General features: G+C 57.2%; 20 protein-coding genes and 1 pseudogene. 11 read left to right on the forward strand and 10 right to left on the reverse strand.

What is annotated here, in order from left to right:
* Positions 1-171 precede the first annotated feature (171 nt).
* The 4 genes and pseudogenes from L6639_RS20010 to L6639_RS20025 all read right to left on the reverse strand — a co-directional run bounded on the left by L6639_RS20010 (position 172) and on the right by L6639_RS20025 (position 3,254).
* Entirely contained in the window at positions 172-981 is an 810-nt protein-coding gene (locus tag L6639_RS20010) for an alpha/beta fold hydrolase (RefSeq protein WP_237863310.1), read from the reverse strand.
* A gap of 212 nt (positions 982-1,193) precedes the next feature.
* A pseudogene (locus L6639_RS20015) lies at positions 1,194-2,443 on the reverse strand (IS91 family transposase).
* Positions 2,444-2,669: 226 nt separating this feature from the next.
* On the reverse strand, positions 2,670-2,834 hold the full coding sequence (locus L6639_RS20020; RefSeq protein WP_237863311.1) for a hypothetical protein: 165 nt from the start codon (positions 2,832-2,834) through the stop codon (positions 2,670-2,672).
* 114 nt (positions 2,835-2,948) lie between these two features.
* Positions 2,949-3,254 carry a hypothetical protein gene (locus tag L6639_RS20025; protein WP_237863312.1) on the reverse strand — a complete coding sequence of 102 codons (306 nt, stop codon included), beginning with the start codon at positions 3,252-3,254 and terminating at the stop codon, positions 2,949-2,951.
* A 664-nt stretch (positions 3,255-3,918) separates the two neighbouring features.
* On the opposite strand from L6639_RS20025, the gene L6639_RS20030 reads away from it, so the two are divergent.
* Positions 3,919-4,305 carry a c-type cytochrome gene (locus L6639_RS20030; RefSeq protein WP_237863313.1) on the forward strand — a complete coding sequence of 129 codons (387 nt, stop codon included), beginning with the start codon at positions 3,919-3,921 and terminating at the stop codon, positions 4,303-4,305.
* Positions 4,306-4,379: 74 nt separating this feature from the next.
* Here L6639_RS20030 and L6639_RS20035 read toward each other — a convergent pair whose 3' ends face one another.
* Positions 4,380-4,730 (reverse strand): hypothetical protein, encoded by a 351-nt coding sequence (locus L6639_RS20035; RefSeq protein WP_237863314.1) that lies wholly within the window; start codon positions 4,728-4,730, stop codon positions 4,380-4,382.
* 498 nt (positions 4,731-5,228) lie between these two features.
* Here L6639_RS20035 and L6639_RS20040 point away from each other — a divergent pair, with 498 nt between their 5' ends.
* Positions 5,229-5,564: a GYD domain-containing protein gene (locus tag L6639_RS20040; protein WP_237863315.1), complete on the forward strand. Its 336-nt coding sequence runs from the start codon at positions 5,229-5,231 to the stop codon at positions 5,562-5,564.
* Positions 5,565-6,043: 479 nt separating this feature from the next.
* On the opposite strand, the gene L6639_RS20045 is transcribed toward L6639_RS20040, so the two are convergent.
* A complete protein-coding gene (locus L6639_RS20045; protein ID WP_237863316.1) occupies positions 6,044-6,283 on the reverse strand; it encodes a sigma-E processing peptidase SpoIIGA in 240 nt (79 codons plus the stop codon).
* Positions 6,284-6,701: 418 nt separating this feature from the next.
* Between L6639_RS20045 and L6639_RS20050 the strand changes: the two genes are divergently transcribed.
* A complete protein-coding gene (locus L6639_RS20050) occupies positions 6,702-6,851 on the forward strand; it encodes a hypothetical protein (protein WP_237863317.1) in 150 nt (49 codons plus the stop codon).
* Positions 6,852-7,330: 479 nt separating this feature from the next.
* On the opposite strand, the gene L6639_RS20055 is transcribed toward L6639_RS20050, so the two are convergent.
* On the reverse strand, positions 7,331-8,287 hold the full coding sequence (locus L6639_RS20055) for a LysR family transcriptional regulator (RefSeq protein WP_237863318.1): 957 nt from the start codon (positions 8,285-8,287) through the stop codon (positions 7,331-7,333).
* Between the two features lie 82 nt (positions 8,288-8,369).
* On the opposite strand from L6639_RS20055, the gene L6639_RS20060 reads away from it, so the two are divergent.
* The 4 genes from L6639_RS20060 to L6639_RS20075 all read left to right on the forward strand — a co-directional run bounded on the left by L6639_RS20060 (position 8,370) and on the right by L6639_RS20075 (position 12,609).
* The gene (locus L6639_RS20060; RefSeq protein WP_237863319.1) at positions 8,370-9,377 is read left to right on the forward strand and encodes a Bug family tripartite tricarboxylate transporter substrate binding protein; all 1,008 of its coding nucleotides are present in this window, start codon (positions 8,370-8,372) and stop codon (positions 9,375-9,377) included.
* A 13-nt stretch (positions 9,378-9,390) separates the two neighbouring features.
* The gene (locus L6639_RS20065) at positions 9,391-10,203 is read left to right on the forward strand and encodes a class I SAM-dependent methyltransferase (protein WP_237863320.1); all 813 of its coding nucleotides are present in this window, start codon (positions 9,391-9,393) and stop codon (positions 10,201-10,203) included.
* A 216-nt stretch (positions 10,204-10,419) separates the two neighbouring features.
* On the forward strand, positions 10,420-11,418 hold the full coding sequence (locus L6639_RS20070) for an ABC transporter substrate-binding protein (RefSeq protein WP_237863321.1): 999 nt from the start codon (positions 10,420-10,422) through the stop codon (positions 11,416-11,418).
* A gap of 210 nt (positions 11,419-11,628) precedes the next feature.
* Positions 11,629-12,609, forward strand: a complete 981-nt coding sequence (locus L6639_RS20075; protein ID WP_237863322.1) for an ABC transporter substrate-binding protein — start codon at positions 11,629-11,631, stop codon at positions 12,607-12,609.
* Positions 12,610-13,263: 654 nt separating this feature from the next.
* Here the strand turns inward: L6639_RS20075 and L6639_RS43485 are convergent.
* The 3 genes from L6639_RS43485 to L6639_RS20085 all read right to left on the reverse strand — a co-directional run bounded on the left by L6639_RS43485 (position 13,264) and on the right by L6639_RS20085 (position 15,582).
* On the reverse strand, positions 13,264-13,458 hold the full coding sequence (locus tag L6639_RS43485) for an SDR family NAD(P)-dependent oxidoreductase (protein WP_377818809.1): 195 nt from the start codon (positions 13,456-13,458) through the stop codon (positions 13,264-13,266).
* 465 nt (positions 13,459-13,923) lie between these two features.
* Entirely contained in the window at positions 13,924-14,550 is a 627-nt protein-coding gene (locus L6639_RS20080; RefSeq protein ID WP_237863323.1) for an MSMEG_1061 family FMN-dependent PPOX-type flavoprotein, read from the reverse strand.
* Between the two features lie 48 nt (positions 14,551-14,598).
* Positions 14,599-15,582 (reverse strand): Bug family tripartite tricarboxylate transporter substrate binding protein, encoded by a 984-nt coding sequence (locus tag L6639_RS20085; protein ID WP_237863324.1) that lies wholly within the window; start codon positions 15,580-15,582, stop codon positions 14,599-14,601.
* A 126-nt stretch (positions 15,583-15,708) separates the two neighbouring features.
* Between L6639_RS20085 and L6639_RS20090 the strand changes: the two genes are divergently transcribed.
* From L6639_RS20090 to L6639_RS20105, 4 genes are all read left to right on the forward strand, one after another.
* Entirely contained in the window at positions 15,709-16,620 is a 912-nt protein-coding gene (locus L6639_RS20090) for a LysR family transcriptional regulator (RefSeq protein ID WP_237863368.1), read from the forward strand.
* 289 nt (positions 16,621-16,909) lie between these two features.
* Positions 16,910-17,707: a methyltransferase domain-containing protein gene (locus L6639_RS20095; RefSeq protein WP_237863325.1), complete on the forward strand. Its 798-nt coding sequence runs from the start codon at positions 16,910-16,912 to the stop codon at positions 17,705-17,707.
* 1,157 nt (positions 17,708-18,864) lie between these two features.
* Positions 18,865-19,179: a pilus assembly protein N-terminal domain-containing protein gene (locus tag L6639_RS20100; protein ID WP_237863326.1), complete on the forward strand. Its 315-nt coding sequence runs from the start codon at positions 18,865-18,867 to the stop codon at positions 19,177-19,179.
* Between the two features lie 953 nt (positions 19,180-20,132).
* Positions 20,133-20,276 carry a hypothetical protein gene (locus tag L6639_RS20105; RefSeq protein ID WP_237863327.1) on the forward strand — a complete coding sequence of 48 codons (144 nt, stop codon included), beginning with the start codon at positions 20,133-20,135 and terminating at the stop codon, positions 20,274-20,276.
* Positions 20,277-20,372: the final 96 nt, after the last annotated feature.

Below are 20,372 nucleotides of genomic sequence, written 5' to 3' on the forward strand. Positions count from 1 at the left end.
TTTTATTTATCTATTCGGTGATTTCAGCACGGTGCTGACCTTCGCTGGAAGAGCCGCGATGTCTGCTTCCGGGAGATGGGCCGACTAAGCTGAAGCAGCCTGCCGAGGGCGGCTCGTGAAACCAACGCACACCACGTACTTCAGCGCGGCCACACGCACGTGAGGTCGATCTCAAGCAGCTTGCAGTATTAAATCGCTCAAGCGATCAGGTGCATCGAGCATAACCATGTGCCCAACGTCCGGCAGTTCGAGTGTGGTCCAAGACTTGTCGCTCTTACAATCTGCCAGCGCTCTATCGAAGGATGGCAGGGGATATTTTGGGAGGCGGATGTATGTCTTCTTTGCCACCTTTTGGAGAGCACCGGTAAGTTTGATCGGCTGGAGATAAGCGCCAACCGGATGCGGTGTAGCTTTGGATTCGAATGCCCGATCTCGCTCGGCAACGACGGCGTCGGACGAAATCTTCACCAATCCGCGAACGCCAGGTTCGCCCTTGTCGGTGGCGGCTTGGGTACCTTTGCGGACCGCCTCGGCTGCAGTGTCCGCCGCCTTCTCTCCGTCGGCTGGAATGAAGGCATCGAGCCATACGATCGCTGAAACGCGATCGCGATGCTTTCGAGTGCGCCCGAACCTACATAGCCTGCAAGGTGACCACGACACGAGGCAGAAGTTCTCGAGACTTTCCCATGTGATCAGGTTGACGACGTCGGCGATGTGGGTGTCCAGATTGACGTCCCTGCTCAGTAAATGCGAACGCTCGGCCAAACCCGTGAGCGACGGAGCGAAGACTTTGTGCCCCTCTTGTTCAAGCCGGTCGGTGACACGGCGCCATATCCAACCTCCACAAAAAGCTCCGCTAATAAAGACGAAGGTCTTTGGTGCCGATTGCGCATGCACCGTAACGGTGGGCGATGCAGCCACGAAACCAGCGCTCGTGGCACTGCGAAGTATGTGGCGGCGGGTAATATCGCTTTTCGTCATGACAAAAGCTCCTTTGATTCAAGGAAACTCCGACCATCAGCCTGGAAGCGGCCACGAGTATACGTGAATGTCGGGATACAACCAGCCCGCTTATGTGAAGGGTTTCGGATGCCGGTCGCATGATTGACGGCGCGGCGTATTGGGGCGGCCGGCGTCCGAAAGCCTCCAAGGGAGGAAACCGCGCATGGTGGGCGGGGATGGTGCGCCAAGCTCTATGGGGATTTTAGCGCTGCAGGCGAGCCGGCTGATGGAGCTCGAACCGGTGCAGCGAGCGGCACGACGCTGTCGGGATCATTGAATGGGCGGTGGGCGGCCTCGAACGCGATCGATGATCGACGGATCGGCGACGAGCTATGAGCGTTTTGGTGCGCTCCGCCGTTGCCGTTCGATGAGCGGCGGGCATGACGAGCAGCTTTGCAGAATGGCAGATGTGGCGTCATGAGGTGTCGATCCTGATGACGCTGGTTGGTTGGCGCGGTCGGTCGGTGGCGAGGCATTGCGCCTCGCTCAAACACCTCGATGACGATCATGCGGCCGCCGCAGCATGGACAGGGTGGCTTGTCGGTGTCGCTGACGGTCTCGATCGGCTCATTCTCACGAACAGATGCGGTAATCCTTCCATCTGAAGGCGACACCGTGCTGGTCGAGGGCGATCAGGCGGCTGTTGGCGGATGGCGACGCGGTGGGTATAGCGCGACAGATAAGCTAGCACGGCATGTGGCCCGCCGACGCTTGGCATAGACGACCCATTCCGTCTTGCGCGCCGCTGCAAGCAATGCGGTGAATGATTGTGCTCCGGCGAGATGAGTTGCCGAAGAAGCTAAGGCGCCCGGCCTGGTGGAGAGCTGCAAGGCCGCTCCAGGAACAGCGCCGGAACAGGCGTGAGAGCACTCGCACCGGCAGGAAGAAACCCCGGCCGGCATGACACCCAGCTCTGGCCATCAGGCGAGATGCAGCCGCCCGGCACGATCATGTGCACATGCGGGTGATGGGTCATGGCCGAGCCCCAGGTATGCAGCACGGACGTGATGCCGATCCTGGCGCCCAGATGCTTCGGGTCTGCGGCGACGTCAGCATCGTCTCGGCCGAGACCTTGAACAGCAGATCGTAGACGACGGCCCTGTTGTCGTAGGCGATGTCGGCGATCCGAGCCGGCAGCGTGACCACGACGTGATAATACGGCACCGGCAGCAACTCGGCTTCGCGATCGGCGAGCCACTGCTTGGCCGCGGCGCCCTGACACTTCGGGCAGTGCCGGTTGCGGCAGGAGTTGTAGGCGATGGACGTGTAGGCGCAGTCCTCGCAGCGCGCGACATGGCCGCCGAGCGCTGTCGTGCGGCAGTTCTCGATCGCCCACATCACCTTCGACCGGTCGAGGCTGACGTGGCCGGCATGGGGCGTGCCGCCATGCCGGACCACGGTCGCGGAAGATATCCGCAACCTCCAGAGCCGGGCGCGACACTTAGCAGCAGATTTTATGAGTACGCACCCTCTAGCTAGCGCGGGCGGCGTGATTGGGCCGCTCTATGATGATGTTTTCGTAGAAAGCTCGACCAGTGCGCATGACTTGAGCATTTTCGATGTTGGCAATCGCTCGGCGGGCGGCATCAGACATCGAGGTTGCATCGAGTAGTCGCGGACGCCGATGGTGCGTTTGGTGAGCACTGGCCAAGGCCGCCACTTGGGATCTATTTTTGAGGGCGGCTAACGAAATTCTTCTCGGCTTTGGACACCGCTTCTATCAGGAAGGGGCAGTTTTCATATGCCTTGGCATCGCCCGCCTCAGTACCACGAAGCTCCCGGCATTCGCCGCCGTCAAAGAACCACTTGGTGGCACCAATGGAGACGATCACTGTACATTTGGAGCATTGCACTTGCATCTGTTTAACATGCACCCCGAAGTGGCTTTTTTCAATCGACAGGTTTCGCCAACTGAAGGGTGAGCAAAGTTGCAGATCGGAGAGGGTTCAATGCTGTGTTTGATCAAGCGCTTTGAGCAACGCGTGCAAGAATGCGCTCGCATGGTCGTATGTTGAATTTCCATCGGCCACCGCGTGAGCGCATCGGCAGAGTTGGTCGCCTACAGCTTCAAAGCCAACGGCTTCGGCGCGCTCTGACCACAGATCGAGAAGGTCATCAGGAATCTGTCGGCTGGACATGAACAGGTGAAGCAGCCGAGACGCACCTTTGTGATTTTCATTATGTCGTGCGGCGAATGCAAAGAGCGCGAACAAGCCTCTAAAATCATCGCGGGATACTGCTCGCCTAGCCATGGAAATACTCCGACTGGAAACAGCTTCTGCAAATCAGTCGAAATGTAGCAGTTTTTCTAAACTCCGACAACGCGATGTTAGATCGCAGGCTCGCGCCTGCGAGCGATAATCCTCGAACGACGCTAGTGCATCGCCAGCTTGGAAAGGGAGCATCGAGACCAATGTCGACTTGTTCATAGGAAAATCCGGCCTTCGGGATGACCAGCCTCAAACTTCAAAAGGGCTCCCTGTTGGCGCGGATCGGCGTGATGCGGGCGATCAACGCCGGCAGGCCGACGGCGGAGCCGAGGAAGAAGCGGCCTAAGCGCTATCGGATCGTGGGATAGCGAAAGGGGCGCTTGGAGAACGACTCCTTGCCGGTCGAATGCTTGTTCGGTGGAAATCCAGCCCCGGCAAGAGCCAGCTCAGACGTTCACACAGACTCGATAATCCGGGAAAATACTGAACGTCTTACTGTCCTATTTCGCAGGCGATGAGGCCCCTGGGTCCGCCCCATAGGTCCGCTGTTGGCGGTCAACCAGCCGTCGGTCTCGATTCGGCCGACCGCCGTCTTGACCCGGGGCCGACAGGAGGCAGATGGCCGGTTGATGACGGCCTTCCGTTATAAGCTGGAGTGACTCAGGCGGCGGTTTCAGTCGTCCTTCGCGGACGACCGGAGGTTGGCATGAAGCGCATCGGCCGGCTGGGCCTCGTGATATCGAGCGCAATCCTGCTATCGTCGTCTTCGCTTTCGGCTCAGGACGTTCTCGCAGAGCAACAGTTATTCAACAACGCTTGTCGAACTTGCCATTCGATCCAAAAGGACGACAATCGTCTTGGTCCTAACTTGCACCAGATTATTGGAAGGAGAGCGGGATCGCTGTCGGAGTGCAATTACTCGGCAGCGATGAGGGACAGTGATTTCATTTGGGATGAAGCAAAACTTGCGCGCTTCATAGCCAATCCAGATGAGGTCGTTCCCGGGAATAAAATGGCTCCCTACGGAGGTCTTGCGTCCGTTGAGGATCGAAAGAAGATCGTGCATTTTCTGCAATCGATGCGATCCCAGTAAGGCTGCCGCTCACGTGCAAACGCAAAAAAAGGCCCGCCCGGAGGCGGGGCGCAAGATACTGCGTGATCCCTAGATCACTCTGAGCTGCACGATGTCTCTCCCGTGCTTCTGCGCGAGCTCGGTCTCGCCACACCAACGGTGAGCAGGCTGGCATCTGCTGAAGCCTCGACTATTTTCTTTGCTTTCGGGCGTGGCGTCAGAAGTTCAATCTGACTGGGAGAAGCCGGCATCCCAGCTAACATGAGCGTCGGTGCAGCCGCGCTCTCCTCCACCTGGGCCGAGCCAAGCACCGCTACTTGATGCCCTGAGATCGGGAAGCCTGTAACTTCAAAAGTTGGGCGCTGCAGTGCGCATGCGTTGGCGTGATTGACGGCCACGTTTCCAATGCTGGAAATGGCGGTCACCATCAGAAACATTCTCTTCATGGGATTTCCCCTCTCTTGGATTAGAAGATATTCCCACCACAAATTCCGCACTCATCCTACTCTTGGTCCACTTGAAACCGTGTGAACCGCTTCACTGTTGGTCCGAGGCCTTGCGCAAAGGTTCAATTGCCTCGGGAAAGGTCAGCGTCGTTGCACCTCCACAGAAGGCCCGTAGCCGCGCCGAACTGACTTCAGGTTGAACTGGCGGAAAACCATTTGCTGCGTTTCGAGGCTCCGCGACGCTGAATAGTAAGGCCGGGCGTGCGGTTTGGGCGCGCCAGTCGTGCCGATGTTTCGCTACTCACTTTCGCTAACTTGGCAGTTGATGTATCTTAGCGGCAGAGTCGCTACCGGGATGTGCCGAAATCTCGGAAATTATTGGCGGCGTTTATGCCCGCGGCGGGCACTCTACTTGCGACATTTTGAACGCGGCGGCCCGTGACAACTAGCTCGGATCGGGATGGATGGTTACTGCCACAACCTCAAAAGGAGGCGTTCATGCATTTTTGCCTTACCGGACAATATACGCCACGCGCGCTTAACGCCATTCTGGAGAAGCCGACAACTGATCGACAGGAAGCAGCGAAAAAGCTCATCGAAGCTGCTGGAGGAAAGCTTCTGTCGTTCTACAGCTTTGCATCTGAAGGCCCGAGCGTCATGGTAATTTTCGACGTACCTGATCCAAGTGCGGCTCCGGCCATTTCTGGTCTGACCGTCACTGCGGGCACGCTACAGAACGTAAAACTCACTCGGCTGTTCACACAGGACGAAATCAAGCAGGTTCGGCAGAACGCTGCCAAGCTGCGCTCCTCGTATAGTCCTCCGGGAAGCTAATCATGATTTGAAAGCCGACCGAGGCGCGGCTACCGCGCCTCGTATATTTGAATCATTATCCTTAGAGGACGAGCCATGGCCGTTTACTGGGGTCAGGTCGCTCCTGTTAAAGCTTCTGATGTGTAGAAAACCGGATGCGACGAATTTTCCGTGAATTCCATGATCGGAATCGTCGATGCCGTTTCGAAAAAGCAATCGCATCATGAGGCGTCAAATCAAGGCATAGCAGCCATAGTAGCGAGAGCAGCCCCCCCATTTCCCGGTCCACCTGCCGCAAAATAGATCGCAGCAAGCGCGATCGCTCCCAAGACGCAATAGCCGGCAATGATCCATCCGTCGTAATCTCTTGTTGTCTGCGCTGATGATGTGTTGTGAGTATAGACTGTGGTTGCCATGACTTAGGTCCTCCTTCCAGTTTGGCCCTTAATGGGCGCGCTGAGATGACGGCGAATGGCTCCCGTTGTAAAATGCGTCAGATCTTAGTGGGCGGATCGGTTGCCGGCGCGCAAGGTAGCGTGTTGCTCTACGCCGACTGCCGTGGTCGTGCTCTGGTAGACACCAATCGCGATCCCACCAGCCAAGAACAAGAAGGCGTAGAAGGCCAGCACGGCTTTCGCCCAACGCCTGTGAGTAACCCCGTTTTCGTAAGTGTTAGCAGCAGGTTCGCTTAGCGAAAAGTCATTGGTAACGTGCGCGGAATCCTCACTGAAATAATCCATGGGAAAGCTCCAGCATGTGAGATTTCATTCTCCTTGCAAATTCGATCCTCACCTTACCTGCAATCGCGGACGCGCCCTGTGAGGCCGTTCACTATGCGTCCCGACGATCACCCAAAAGTTCAAGCGCATTGCGAATTTTGTGGGTCAACGCTGCTGCACTTTTATGAGCAAGCCGACGGTCCCAAATGGCATCGGATCGATCGTTACAAGCCGACGCGTTCACAGGTGTGTAGCGGTCGAGCGGTTGCTCATGTCCTTGAACGGTGACGGTCGGAGTTGTGAACTGGGCTTCCGGCGAACGCGAGATAAAATAGGACGAGTATTTTCGCGGGCCTGTTACTTTTAAGATAACTTGTCACAGCGCCCTTGTTCAGAGAAACTCTGGCCAATTCTGATCATTTATTTCCTGGGAGGGGCAATGCCTGCGACACTGGAAGTCGTATTGTGGTCTGCCGCGCTTGCGGCTTGGTTGATGATGTTCTTCGCGATCATCGGAGCAGGCTTAAAGCCGCTTTCAAAGAGCATCCGGCGACTGAGCAATATAGTCTTCAGGGTGAAGGCGAACTGAAAGCGAAGGTCTATGGCTTCGGCTCACGATCACCGCTGACGGCCAAAGCGCGAAATGGCGGCACCTCTGATTGAGGCCAGCTTGGGCAACTGGCTAAGCCCAGCCCCAGACGTTCGGGGAGCGGCCACTCCAGATGCCGCGCGAACCCGACGTTGACACAGCTCGCCGCTGACGTCCCTAACCGGTCTTTCCGGAGGGTCGGTCTGGCTAAAACTCACGGAGGCGCGAGCCTCGAATACCGGACAGTTTCCGGCCTGAAACAATTGGTCTCATGTCTCGATAGGCAGCTGGTGTAGAGGGTACATGAGTGGCGCGACGCGGCGTAAAGGATATGGAGGCTCGTGGCCCGTGGCTGACCGAAGCTAAGAACGTTGCGACGTCAGCTTCCGGAAAATGAGCCGATCAAGGTCATGCCAGCCGACAAGGGTGGTCTTTGACCCCCATTCGGACATAGGCGTCCGTCGCCCGCCTGTCCGCGTTTAAATACTGTGTGCACTCCCTTTATCCTGCTTCGGTTCAGACGGGCGGGTCACCGGAAAGGCAACCTTCATGTAGTCCGCAAGCATATAGCAGAAGGCTTTCGCATAGCGCGGCAGGGTACGTTGCCGATCCCAGAATATCGCGATCGGCTCGCGCAGTGGCTTATTTTGGAAGGTGACCCGGGCGATCCGCAGCATGTACCTCTTTGCTCGCACGGCAGACGGGATGATTGCGATGCCGTGTCCATCCTCAGCCATGGCCAATAGGGTATGCGGGGTCTGGCTCTCAAATTTGACGTTCATCTCAATACGGGCAAGCCGACAGGCCGCGTCAAATGTGCGGCGGAAGATAAATTTATTGTCCAGCAGCAACAACGGATGGAAAGCGAGATGAGCAATCTCGATCGCCGCCGACTTTCTGATAGCAAGCTTCGGATGAAAGGCCGCGAGATGGTCCACGGGTTTCAGGGTGAAGCTCGCGTAGCGTTTGTCGTCGGCCGCCACTGCGTTGAGAAGGTTTTGGCCGAGATGAATCTCGCCGCACTCCAGAAGCGCGCGGGTGTGAGACCAGCCAAGCGCCTCGGTCATCATCAGTCGGACATCAGGATAACGCTCGGCATATTGGCGCCAGAACGGCGAAACGACGCCTTCGATAAATTGCGGCGAAGCAGCCAGTCGCAACACGCCGGTCTCTCCGCGCTGTAACAGTTGGGCGCGCTCGCCGATGGCGTTGGCTTGATTGAGTAACACGCGGCAGTCTCCGAGCAATTGCTCTCCTTCGCCCGTAAGCACCAGGCGACCGCGCGCGCGATCAAACAGTTTCAGGCCAAACTCCCGTTCCAGATTCGCAATCTGTCGCGAAAGCGCGGGCTGCGCGATGCGAAGCTGAAGCGCGGCCCTTGAGACCGTGCCGAAGTCAGCGACGGCGACAAACGTTCGGGCGTGCCTAATATCCATGACGGTAGTCTATGCCGCAAAGGCATAGAATCCAAGATAGATTAGATATTGGACGTCTATCTTTGTTTCCCCGAGACTATCCATGCTTCGTCCCAAGCGAACGAAAACCATCGGTGATGCCATGAAACCACATCGGCTGCTCGTATCCGCCACGTTTGCTGTGGCCCTGACGGCCTCCGCGGCCAACGCCGAGAACTGGCCAACTAGGCCCTTGCACGTGATTGTGCCATTTGGTGCGGGCACGACGACCGACATCGTTCCACGTATTGTGTTCGAACAGCTCTCGATCCAACTTGGGCAACCGATCATCGTTGAGAACAGGCCAGGCGCTGGAGCGACGATCGGCGCAAACGCCGTCGCGAAGGCAGATGCCGACGGCTACACATTGCTTGCTAATTCTTCCGCGCATACTATCGCGCCATCGCTTTTTTCTAGCCTCGACTACGACGTTTCTCGCGATTTTGCCGCGGTCGCGCCCCTTGGCGTCGTACCGAGCGTACTGCTTGCATCTTCAGTGAAGGGTTTCAAGACCGCTTCCGATCTCGTTAGAGCTGCCAAGGCTACACCCTGGTCGCTCAATTTCGCGTCCGCGGGCGTTGGCACCGCGACCCATTTGAGCGCAGTCAGGTTTAACGCCAGTGCGGGGATCGAGACCGTACACGTGCCATTCAAGGCTGCGCCGGAGATACTGGGCGAAATGATGGCCGGCCGTATCGATTACTTTCTAGCTCCGATCGCCGTTGCGCTTCCATTCGTGCGTGACGGCAAGCTTGCTGCGTTGGCGGTCAATACGCCGGCACGCTTGCCCACAATCCCGGATGTGCCTACGCTTTCAGAAGCCGGCTTCGTCAATGCTGAATATTCATTCTGGATCGCGGTCTTTGTGCCCGTTAAGACGTCCGGCGTGATAGTCGAGAAGCTTGCGCGGGAGACGCGCAAAGCGCTAGCCGAGCCCAAAGTGCGGGACAAGCTGGCTGCACTCGGTATCGAGCCCATGGAGATGACGCCCGCGACCTTCGATTCCTTCGTCAAAAAGCAGATTGGCGTCGATGCCGAGCTTGTGCGCACTGCCGGTTTGAAAGCGCAATAGGGGGAGCGCCTCAATGAAGGACGCTGCGACGTCGCCGTTTCTGGCTACCGACGGCGATGCTTACGAATTGCAGATGGGACGTTGGAGCCGGCGGCTTGCGCCATTGCTGATCGATTTCGCCGGCATTAGTCGTGGAAGGCATGTGCTCGATGTCGGTTGCGGCACTGGAAATCTGAGCGTTTCCCTTGTCCGTAATCCCGGAATCAGCAGCGTCAGCGGTATCGATCTGTCGCCTGCTTATATCGAACACGCCAAACGTAAGAATGACGATGCCCGCTTGAACTTCGAGGTCGGCGATGCCTGCGCGTTGCCATTCGCGGACGCTTATTTCGATCACTCCATTTCGATGCTAGCGCTACAGTTTACGCCGGATATAGGCCTCGCGGTACGCGAGATGCGCCGGGTGACGCGAACGGGCGGGACGATCGCCGCCGCGACATGGGACACGCGCGGGGGATTTGTTGCCTTTCGGATCATCTTTGACGCTGCTGCAATGCTCGATCCGCGCGGCCGTGCCATGCGGGCGCGCGCCTACACACGGCCTTTGAGCCGACCCGACGAGCTGGCACATGCCTGGCGCGATGCCGGACTAGACAATGTCGTGCAGGACATGCGTACCATTCGGATGGACTTCTCCTCCTTCGAGGATTTCTGGCTGCCAGCCGAGGGCAGCGAGGGTCCAGTAGCCGAATTTGTCTGTTCGCTTGAGCGCCCTGCGAAAGCGAAGCTGCGCGACGCCGTTCAGTCAGCCTATCTCGATGGTGAAACAGATGGGCCTCGTTCTTATGCAGCGACTGCCTGGGTGGTGAAGGGCATCGTAATTTAGCTCTCCTAGCGCCCCCAGCCAGCGCCTTACGCCATGTCCGTTATTGGCATCCCATCGCTACCGTTGACGCTGTGCAACCAGATATCGGCTCATGGGGGCAGAGCGGAAGTTTGCGGCTGAGCGCCAAACCGAAACTTTCAGGCAGCGAAATCATGCCCGGCCGATACCGGGTCGTGCTACATTGAGGCGGTCATCACTCAGGTCCTTGGTACCGCGATGAAACGACGCCAGTTGCTTTTAACCTTAGGGGGTGTAGCAGTCTGGCCGCTCGCGTGGCCAGTGGCTGGGTTCGGGCAGACGATAAAGCTCTACCGCGTCGGCGTCATAAGCGGAGGAAGCTTCGCGTCGGACTCTTATCCCGGCAGGCTCACGGACCAACTAACTCAACAATTCGCGCAGAATGGCTTTATTCTTGGGGTCGGCTTCGAGCTGGTCAAACGTGCCACCGAAGGACATTTCGACCGCTTACCGGGGTTCGTAGCTGAGCTGGTTGCAGCGAAGGTCAACGTCATAATCGCCATCGGCTATCCTGTGGCTGCTGCAGTGAAGGAGGGTACCAGTACGGTTCCGGCAGTGATCTTTGCCACCGGTGATCCCGTGCAAACGCATCTCGTCGCCAGTCTCAATCGGCCGGGAGGAAACATAACGGGTATTTCCGATGTCGCAGCCGAGCTCGCACCGAAGCGCCTCGAATTGTTGAAGAACGCGGCGCCCCGACTTCAGCGCGTAGCGTTGCTGTGGAATGCAAGTAACCCCGGGATGACCGCGCGCTACGAAGCATCTGCGGCCGCAGCGAAGACGTTGAACATCACAGTGATGGCATTGGGCGTGCGCGAGCCCGATGATTTCGAAGATGCGTTTGCGAGCATGGAACGCTCCATGCCAGATGGGTTATTGATGGTCGCGGACGCGCTCACCGCTCTCAATCGCAAGCGCGTCTTTGACTTTGTGGCGAGGCATCGCTTGCCTGCCATCTATGAGGCGGATATCTTCGTGCGCGACGGAGGTCTCATGTCCTATGGTCCCGACGAGGTAGAGACCGCTCAGCGCGGGGCGAGTTTGGTGGAGCGCATCCTGAAAGGCGAGAGGCCCGCCAATCTGCCGCTTGAACAGCCGACCCGCTTCCGTCTTGTCGTCAATCTCAAGACCGCGCAGTCTCTCGGGCTGACAATACCCCCGTCAATCCTGCTGCTTGCTGACGAGCTAATCGAATAGTGCCTGTGCGGTTTATCGCGGTCCGTCTACAGATTTGGCCGATTGGCGACGTGGAGCACGTTTCCACGAGGTCACGGAAGCATACCGCACCATTTGCTCACCTTAAGTTCTTCGCATTTTGACCAAACTGAGAAATGAAAGACGCCCAGCTGCCCTTCAAAGTGATCGATTTAAACCCTAAAATGCTGTCTCCTAATGTTGGGGCCGGACATGCAGCGCCGCCATTTCATCACGTTCCTTTTCGGTGCGGCGGCGGCGCGGCCGTCTGCGACGTGCGCACAGCAATCGCGGCGAATGCGACGCGTTGGCGTGCTTATGCAATTCATGGAGAACGACGAGGAAGGGCAGCTTCGAGCGCGAGCCTTTCGTGATCGCCTGGAGGCAAGTGGCTGGCGGACCGGAACTAACCTCTTGATCGACTTCCGTTGGGGTGTGGGTGATCTTGAGTCCACGGCATCCAACCTAATGAAATTCGCGCCTGAAGTGATCCTTGCAAACGGCGATCAGGCAGCGCGGGCGGCTCAGTCAATCTCGAAAGCGGTACCAATAGTTTTCATTGGCTCAAGCGACCCGGTCATTGAAGGTTTCGTTCAAAGCATTGCGCATCCCGCTGGCAACATGACGGGCTTCAGCACCGTTGAGCCCACGCTCGGGCCGAAATGGCTGGAGTTACTTACGGAGGTCGCACCGCGCGTGACACGAGTCTCTATCTTACTTAATCCCAACAATTCGGGTTCGGTACTTCTCGCCAACGCTGCTGCCGCTAGGGCGAAAGAATTTGGGCTGGAGCTGGCCGCAATTCCGATTCGGAGCGCAACAGAGATTGAGGCTGCCGCAGAGCTAATGGCCAGGGAGCCTGGCAGTGGTCTCATTGTCCCACCCGATCCGACTATCGCTGGGCATCGCAAATTGATCGTAGGGTTGGCGGCTCGTTACCGCTTGCCAGCAGCGTACGCCCTTCGCAGCTTTGTCGTCGAAGGAGGGCTAATCTCGTATGGCATCAGCATTCCCGAACTCTTCCAGCAGGCGGCGGACTATATCAACCGTATTCTCAACGGCGAAAAACCCGCCGAGCTTCCAGTCCAGCAACCGAGCAAGTTCGAACTCGCGATCAATCTCAAAGCTGCGAAGGCGGTGGGCATCGACGTACCGCCGACGCTGCTTGCCCGCGCCGATGAAGTGATCGAATAGACATATCGTTCTTTGCTGCGGTGCATGAGTCAGCTATTGGCCCCGCGGCTGACTTCCCCCTCAGCCTCGCACGGTCCGCTTTCGCCAAACAACGCTGGACGGCAAGCGCTGGGATGCAAACGATCTCTTGGCGCAAAAGAGCTGATGAAGCAGTGACAACGTCTTCCGCCGTCATCGGAGGGGAAGCTTGCTGGTGTCAATGCCGTGCGTCACATGGAATTCAGTACTAACGCGGCCCGGGAGGCAAGCCTGCACATCGACCCCAGTGCCTTAAAGCTCGCCTGCAAGCGCCTGGGTGAAAGCCAAGATAAACGCTTTTGCTCCAGCGTAGGTCGCGCGCGACGGCAGCGGATTTTGCCGCCAACACTGCACTGATTGGAAGGAGTGATCCTACGTCGATGACCGCACCTTTGCTCCGTCGAACCATGCCCGGCATTACCGCTCGCGAAAGTCGCGCAACCGCGCGTACGTGAATATCGACGAGATCGTCAATCACTTTGGGATCAATTGACACGAACGGTCGGTACCCGCAAAACCAGCGTTGTTTATTAGCGGCCTAAGCGCTTCGTCGCCGCCAGCCAGCTTCTGGACTTTCGCCAAATCATCTGGGTCGGTCAGATCGGCACAGACCACGTCGGCCGGAATTCCATTCCCTCACTTCAGTCGTTCTGCGAGCTCAACACGCCGTTCTCGCCGACGAGCTACCAGAACCAGATCATAGCCTTCAAGTGCCAAGTATTCTGCGTACACCCAGCCCATTCCAGACGAAGCGCCAGTGATAAGAGCCCGCGGTCGTTCTGAGGTGGGACTAGTCAATGTAACCTCCTGGGTTAGTGCCAGGTCCGACAAAGTACGCTACTGCAGATAGAGCCTTTGTGGGTCGATACGTCCTCGCCGGCTCCCGCCATGAAATACCTTCCTAACCGCAAAAGCGATGACGACGGATTGCCCAACTAAGCCAGACAATGGCTCAGCTCCATGAACTCCGGTTTTCGCGAGGCGACCGCCACCTTCGGCGCCGTATGTGAACCGCATCATCAAAGGCTAGGCACCTGCTAATCTCCCGGTCCAGGCGCCCGCGAAATATGAGCTGATCATCAATCTCAAGACCGCCAGCGTTGCGCCTAATTATCCCGATCACACTTACGACGAGCTGATCGAATAGAGAGCGGATTGCCGCGGAGCGCAAGTCTGCTTGTGGCCGGCGGGCGAAGAGGTATGGAAAGCCGCATAGGACCGCCGTATCAGGGAGATGGGACGTTAGCTGCTCCGTTCTCGACCGATCTCATGACGCTGCGAAACTGCGGCGAGACTTCAATATAGGTGTGCGTTGTGGTGATCGATAATAGCTCGCACTTCTGCTGCTGTCTCAGTTGGCTTCGCGTGCGTCACAACAGCCTCTGCCAACGTAGGTATGTTTGAACGATCCGGCCAATGTTCGGGGACCCACAACTGAGATCGCACGACGCACTTGGGGCAATGCATGAAAGCTTCCTCAACAGCGACTACAAGGACGAGTTCCGGCTCTTTGCCATTCACCGCCATGCGGGACCGCAAGGAACTGTCGCGCACAATTATTCCCTTGCCGCTGACACGCAAGGTATCCCCGTTGCCTGGAATCAGGAAAAGCAATCCAATCTCCGGATGCGCCAACAGGTTTTGAAAGGTGTCTAGGCGGTGGTTTCCCGGACGGTCCGGTATCGCCAACGTTTTCTCGTCCAACACTCTCACGAAGCCGGGTGGATCACCCTTCGGCGAGAGATCGATGCGCCCGTCAGCCCCTCGAGAGGCGACGAGTACGAATGGGCAAGACGCAATGAATCTTTGACAAATCTCGTCGACGAAATTGATGACTTTTCTGATGGCTCTTTGGCTCGGTTGTTTGCTTAGCTTCCGCAATCTCTGTTGCGTTGTAATCACCTCTTCAAAACGGCTCCCCACCAAATCCCTCCTTCGCAAGATAAATAAGGTCCGTGCTGCACTCACCGATCAGATTTTCATTTTCGCGCCCTCAATGACTTTCCGCCATTTTGGGATTTCTGATTCGATCAGTGCGCCAAATTCCTCCGGACTGTTTCCTGCCGGCTCGAAGCCCATCGCCGTCAGGCGTTGCCGCACGTCGGGCAGCGCGATGATGTTGACGATGTCGTCGTGCCAACGAAGAATGATCTCCCTCGGCGTCCCCGCCGGAAACACTATGCCTTGCCAGAAGGAGGATTCCTGGTTTGGGATGCCCGCCTCCGCCATCGTTGGGATTTCAGGAAACACCTCTGAACGCATCCTACTGGTTACCGCGAGCGCGCGCAGGTTGCCGCCGTTGATGGCGCTTGCAGCAGCAGCCAGAGACATGAATGCGATTTGCGTATGTCCGGCAATTGTGGACGTGATGGCCGGCACAGCGCCGTTGAATGGCACATGCACGAGATTGAGCCCGCATTCGAGCCGGAACATTTCACCTGCCAACTGACCTGATTGCCCCGTACCTGGCGATGCGTAGCTGTACTTGTCGGGATTATCTCGCACCAACGACACGAGCTCGCTCACGTTCGTGGCTGGAAGCGATGGATGAACAATGAGCACATGAGATGAGGACCCCACCAAAGTGATTGGCGCGAAATCCTTGACCGGATCGTATGGCAAGTTGGCGTACAGGCCAGGGTTAATCACCAGCGCCGTGGTAACGGTAAGTGCGGTATACCCATCGGATGGCGCCTTGGCAGCGACGCCAGCTGCCACGTTGCCGGCGCCGGACGGGAGGTTTTCGACGTGAATTTGGCTCGCCCAATTCTCCGATAGGTGTTGGACGATCAGACGGGTAATGACGTCGACCGAGCCGCCAGCCGCGACCGGGACAATCACTCGTATGGATCGAGCAGGATAGGGCTGCGAGCTCGCTGTCCGCACGAACGACAGGTTGGTGACTGCCGTCGCAGCAATGGCAAATTTCAGAATTTCTCTTCGGGAGAAGGTCATGAAAAAGCCTCTAGGCGCTTCGCCTGAGCGACCGGCGAAGCCGTGTCGACGTTGAGGTCTAATTCATATATCTTTGCGCGATAATAAGTGCTTGATTCCGTTCACTCGTGAATTATTTTCTTGAATATGATCGGCTCATCACATGAGATGTGCATTTTTAAACGCGTGATCGAGCGCGGAAGCTTTGCTGGCGCGGCCGAGGACGTCGGCTTGTCGCCCTCCGCGGTCTCAAAGCTAATCACGCGGTTGGAGCTTCGCCTTGGCGTGCGACTCATAAATCGAACCACAAGGCGCCTCGCATTGACGCAGGAGGGAGAGATCTATCTTGAACGCTCGCGGGACATTCTTCGTGCCATTGAAGCCGTGGAGGCCGAGATCGCTACGACTCGCGTATCGCCTCGCGGACAGCTTCGGGTTCACGCGTTTCCAACCTTCGCCGTCGACCATCTGTCACCCGCGTTACCTGATTTTCTTGCGCGCTATCCTCGCATCACGTTCGATTTCCTGATTACGAACCGATCAGTCGACCTGATAGATGACAATATTGATGTCGCGTTGCGTGTGGGGCAACTAACCGACTCGACCTCGGTTGCGTGCAAGATCGTCAACCTAACGCAGGTCGTATGCGCGAGTCCAAAGTACCTCGCCCGCCATGGTCGGCCCGTTCAGCCATCCGATCTTAGGCGCCATGCTTGTCTGACACTGAGCCACTTTCCTGGTGCCAACAAGTGGCCGTTTCGAGCGGACGGCAAGCGGGTCGAAGTAGAGGTCAAGGGGCCTGTCGTCGCCGACAGCGCACACATGCTGCTGCGGCTGGCAATCGAGGGGGTCGGAATCATCCGCTTCGGCGATAATATAGTTGCCCGCGCGATTCAAGAAGGGCTACTCGAACCACTCCTGCAAGACCTGCAGGAGCCGGAAAACTTTCCGTTGTGGGCGTTGTTGCCACCGGGTCGGCAACGAACCCCAAAGGTCAGGGCTTTCCTTGATTTCTTGACCGAGCGCTTCGGCGGGGCGCCGTGGCGAAGTATGCAATAGTCCCCGCCAAGGCTGGGTCGTTGAAGAAGATCGATGACGTTTAAGCACAATTCTGGGCAGCCAACTTTCAACCTGGCAGATGGTCGCCGCCACCTTTCCTAATAGCACGAACTGAATTAACCGGCTGGTTAGATGGCGTCTGTTCGTGAGAGAACACCGAGACTGTTCAGATGCGCCGTTGGGTTCAGTTCGGCTGGGAGTCGACCTTGCGAGGCACACCGTCATTATGCTTTCTTGTCCCCGCTGATTTCTCTGGTCCTGACCTGATGCACACGAGGTCGAGTGCGCCATGGCAAAAGAGCTCGCGTACGATGATGACGCCGCTGCTGAGTACGATAGGGCGTTTGCCCACGTATCAAGCCACTTCTTGCCGTTTCTCCTGAGTGCCGCAGGTGTCGCGGTTGGCACGAAAGTCCTCGACATCGCGACGGGAACTGGATTGGCGGCGGCGGAATGCTTGCGCGCAGTTGGCTCAACGGGTCATGTCGTTGCCGCCGACCTATCCGAAGCGATGGTCGAGAAGGCCAAGCAACGCCTGAGTCCGGCAGGAAACATTACCTTTGCCGTGGAGAACGGCCAGTCTCTCTCATTTCCTGATAACAGTTTCGATGCGCTGGTTTGCAGCCTTGGGCTGATGTTTTTCCCCGATCCCTTGCGCGGTTTATCCGAGTTCTCGCGAGTGCTTCGTCGGGGCGGGCGCGCAGCGGTTTCGGTTCTTACCGTGCCTGAGCGGTCCTACAACGGCCGGATCAACGCAGTCATAGCCAAGCACTTATCGATGATCAGGGAGGCGACGGCAAGGACATTTGCATTAGGAGACGCGGCTCACCTTCGAAAGCTTTTCTTAAGTGCAGGGTTTCAGGACGTCGAAATTTCTCGGCAGGCCCATCGGTTTAGATTACCTTCTTTTGACGCTTATTTCGGTCCTTTTGAACGTGGCGGCGCCTCGACGGGACAAGCCTATATCTCGCTCCCTCAATCGGTCCGCGACGCGGTCCGTGAAGAAGTGCAACGCAGTCTCGGAGACACCGGCGGACCAGTAGAGATCGAGGCCGAATTTCAGTTCGCGAGCGGCCAACGCTGCTGACCTTGATTGTCTCTCATGGCCTATCTGCGACCTCGGGGAATCACCGCTGTTGGGCCGACTGTTGGCGGGCAATCCATCATGAGTCGAAGCCCTCGATTTGTGCCAATCAGCGTTACTCGACCTGCGGCTAGGCGGCGTCGGTTCGCGGTTGTGCTACGCAGTTAGCGCATGCTCGCTGCCGCAGACCGATATCTTAAGCGTGCGCGAGGCGCGTCCCGCTCGAAGCGCTTGGCGCAGGTCACTTGCTTTTACGTACGTATTCGGATTCGCCGGGGAATTGGAGCCCTGCAGCCGCTCTCACGCGATTGGGTGAAACAGCTATTGGTTCCAGGCTTCGGCCTTGATTTCAGCAATCGATGCGTGGATTGCTGCGAACGATCCGCAGACGACCCGCGCCACCGTAATTCGCCGTCTCATAAAGATTGTCGTCTCTAGGTCCTTAGGAACGATCAGGCTTTTGAGATTCGTCCTGACCGCCTTTCTGGAGGCTATGACCAACCGGTACCGCTACCGATAACGGCCCGCCAAGGCGATTCGTGATCCTTTCCAGAATATGAGATAGAAAACTGCTTGAGTTGTTGAACCTATTGCTTCGACGCGCAGACCCCTATGAGATCCCGACCGCCCAGCAGGTCATTCCGCTGGTCGTCGAGGCCGGGGGCGGGCATTTTGGGGAATATGTTTTATGCCGACATCTATTTCGACGACGATCGTTCGAGCGAGAACACCTGCCCGTTCGACGACCATTGAGATTGAGCAAATAATCGCAGTCGCTATTTTTTCCGCGATTGGCTTACTTACTTCTTTAATTGCCGTACTCTCTGGCATGAAAGGTGTTTGGCTTTGACACCACTGCGCCTTGAGCTCCTGGGCGTTGAATTGCTTCTCAATCAACGACGGGCCCGGGGAAGTAAGGCCGCTCACCTGCACACACTGGAAATGGAGGACAGCAATCGTAATTGCGTTTCTAACGTCCCTGCGCAGCGACTTTAGTTCCGATTAAGTCGAAGCTCCAATGCTGCTTTCCGATGCAGTGGGTAGAGTGGAACTCAACACGTCGTCGTTAATTCTGACCACCTGCGCGTCGAGCCGCTACGTTGGTCTTTCTTGGTTCAAACACTAAGCCACCCGTATGAAAGTACGGCGGAGTAATTGCCATGGCGGCTGCTGTGCTTCGCGTGCGAATTTGCATAACGATATTGGTCCTGCTCCTGACTACGATCTCCGTCGCTTGCGCAGCTGATCAGACAATCACTCTTAGACTCGGCGCTCCGACGACCCTCGTGCTCAAAAGACCTTTCAAGAAGGTGCTGATCGGCGATCCGAAAATCGTTAATGTTCGCACGCTCGACGATAGCAGAGTCACACTGGAAACCTTTAACCTCGGAGAGACAAATCTCATCTTTGTTGACGACGGAGGAATTGCGATCACCAACGCAAGAATCTTGGTCATTGGCCCAGACGATATCTGAATGACCAGCCAGCTAAAATATAGACGTCGATGAACCCTAAATCCCCCGGTTGCCGAAGCGCGTCTATCGCGTCGGTTTTGGCCCTGAATTCAAGGCTCCCGGTCTACCGCTCGCTCCAACCATGCCACTTCATAGCGCCCACGGAAGCGATCGGCACAACCTCAGTTGAGCGGCCCTAGCGTAAGCCTTGACCGAGAGCTTTTAGGGCTGCGCGCGCCTCGGCAGATACGATCGAACCCGTTACTAGGAAGCCAATTCGAGGAACGTACGGGTGTCCGAGACTTTCAAAGAGCAAAGCGGATGGGGCGTCGACTTGGCCGCAAGGCGATGGTCGCACAATGCCCTGGGTTGCCCGTCGGCAAACCCGCGCCAGGCTCCTAGCCACACAGCCTGAATGCGCTCAGCCGAACATCGACGGTAAGAAGGTAAACCGATGAGCAATCAGCCAATTTTTGCTGATCCAGCCCACCCTGACCTTCCCCACCAAGATTGGGAGAGCTTCAAGGTTCACACCCCAAGTCCGCTCGGCATCGGTCAGGTGATCGATCGAGCATCTCTTGCCTTGCCACTAGGCTATTTCCCGCTCGCAACAGGAGGTGTTGAACTTAGCGATCATTTTCTCAGAGCAATGGGCGATCAAGACAGTAAGTGTAGCGCTCCTGATTGGACTCGAGTGGACGCCAGCACATTTACAGTCCCGCGTGGTCCCCTATGGAGTTCAGTGCAGTACGTGTAGGCACGCCATGGATGGTCGTTCGGTGCAATAGGATGAATTCGCCGTTTGGATGGAATCCGCACGCACTTGTTCACCCCTGTGGCCCAACTTCGGTGCTCACCAAGGATGTTACTGGTTCTCACATGCTGCGCGATTTGAGCTCGCGGATTTGGCGCAGACGGCCAGCAACTGCAGTGAGCAGCGGTCGTTATCTTCCATGGAGAATGAGAGAGCCAAATTGCTGGCCCAGGCCGAACGGTGCCGGAGGCTTGTTGCCTCCATCACGGATCCGGACACGGTCGAGCGTCTCACCGGCCTTGCCGAGGAATGCGAGAGGCGCGCCGCCGAGATCACCTCCAAAGGCGAAGACGGCGATCAGTGAGGTCCGCTCGAGGATTTCAGGCCTCGCCAGAGCCCGAGAACAGCACCGTCGGAGGCGTCGCCCGCGGTGGCGGGATCGACCTTCCGCCCGGGCTTC

Source organism: Bradyrhizobium zhengyangense (assembly GCF_022012555.1).
Lineage (GTDB): Bacteria > Pseudomonadota > Alphaproteobacteria > Rhizobiales > Xanthobacteraceae > Bradyrhizobium > Bradyrhizobium zhengyangense.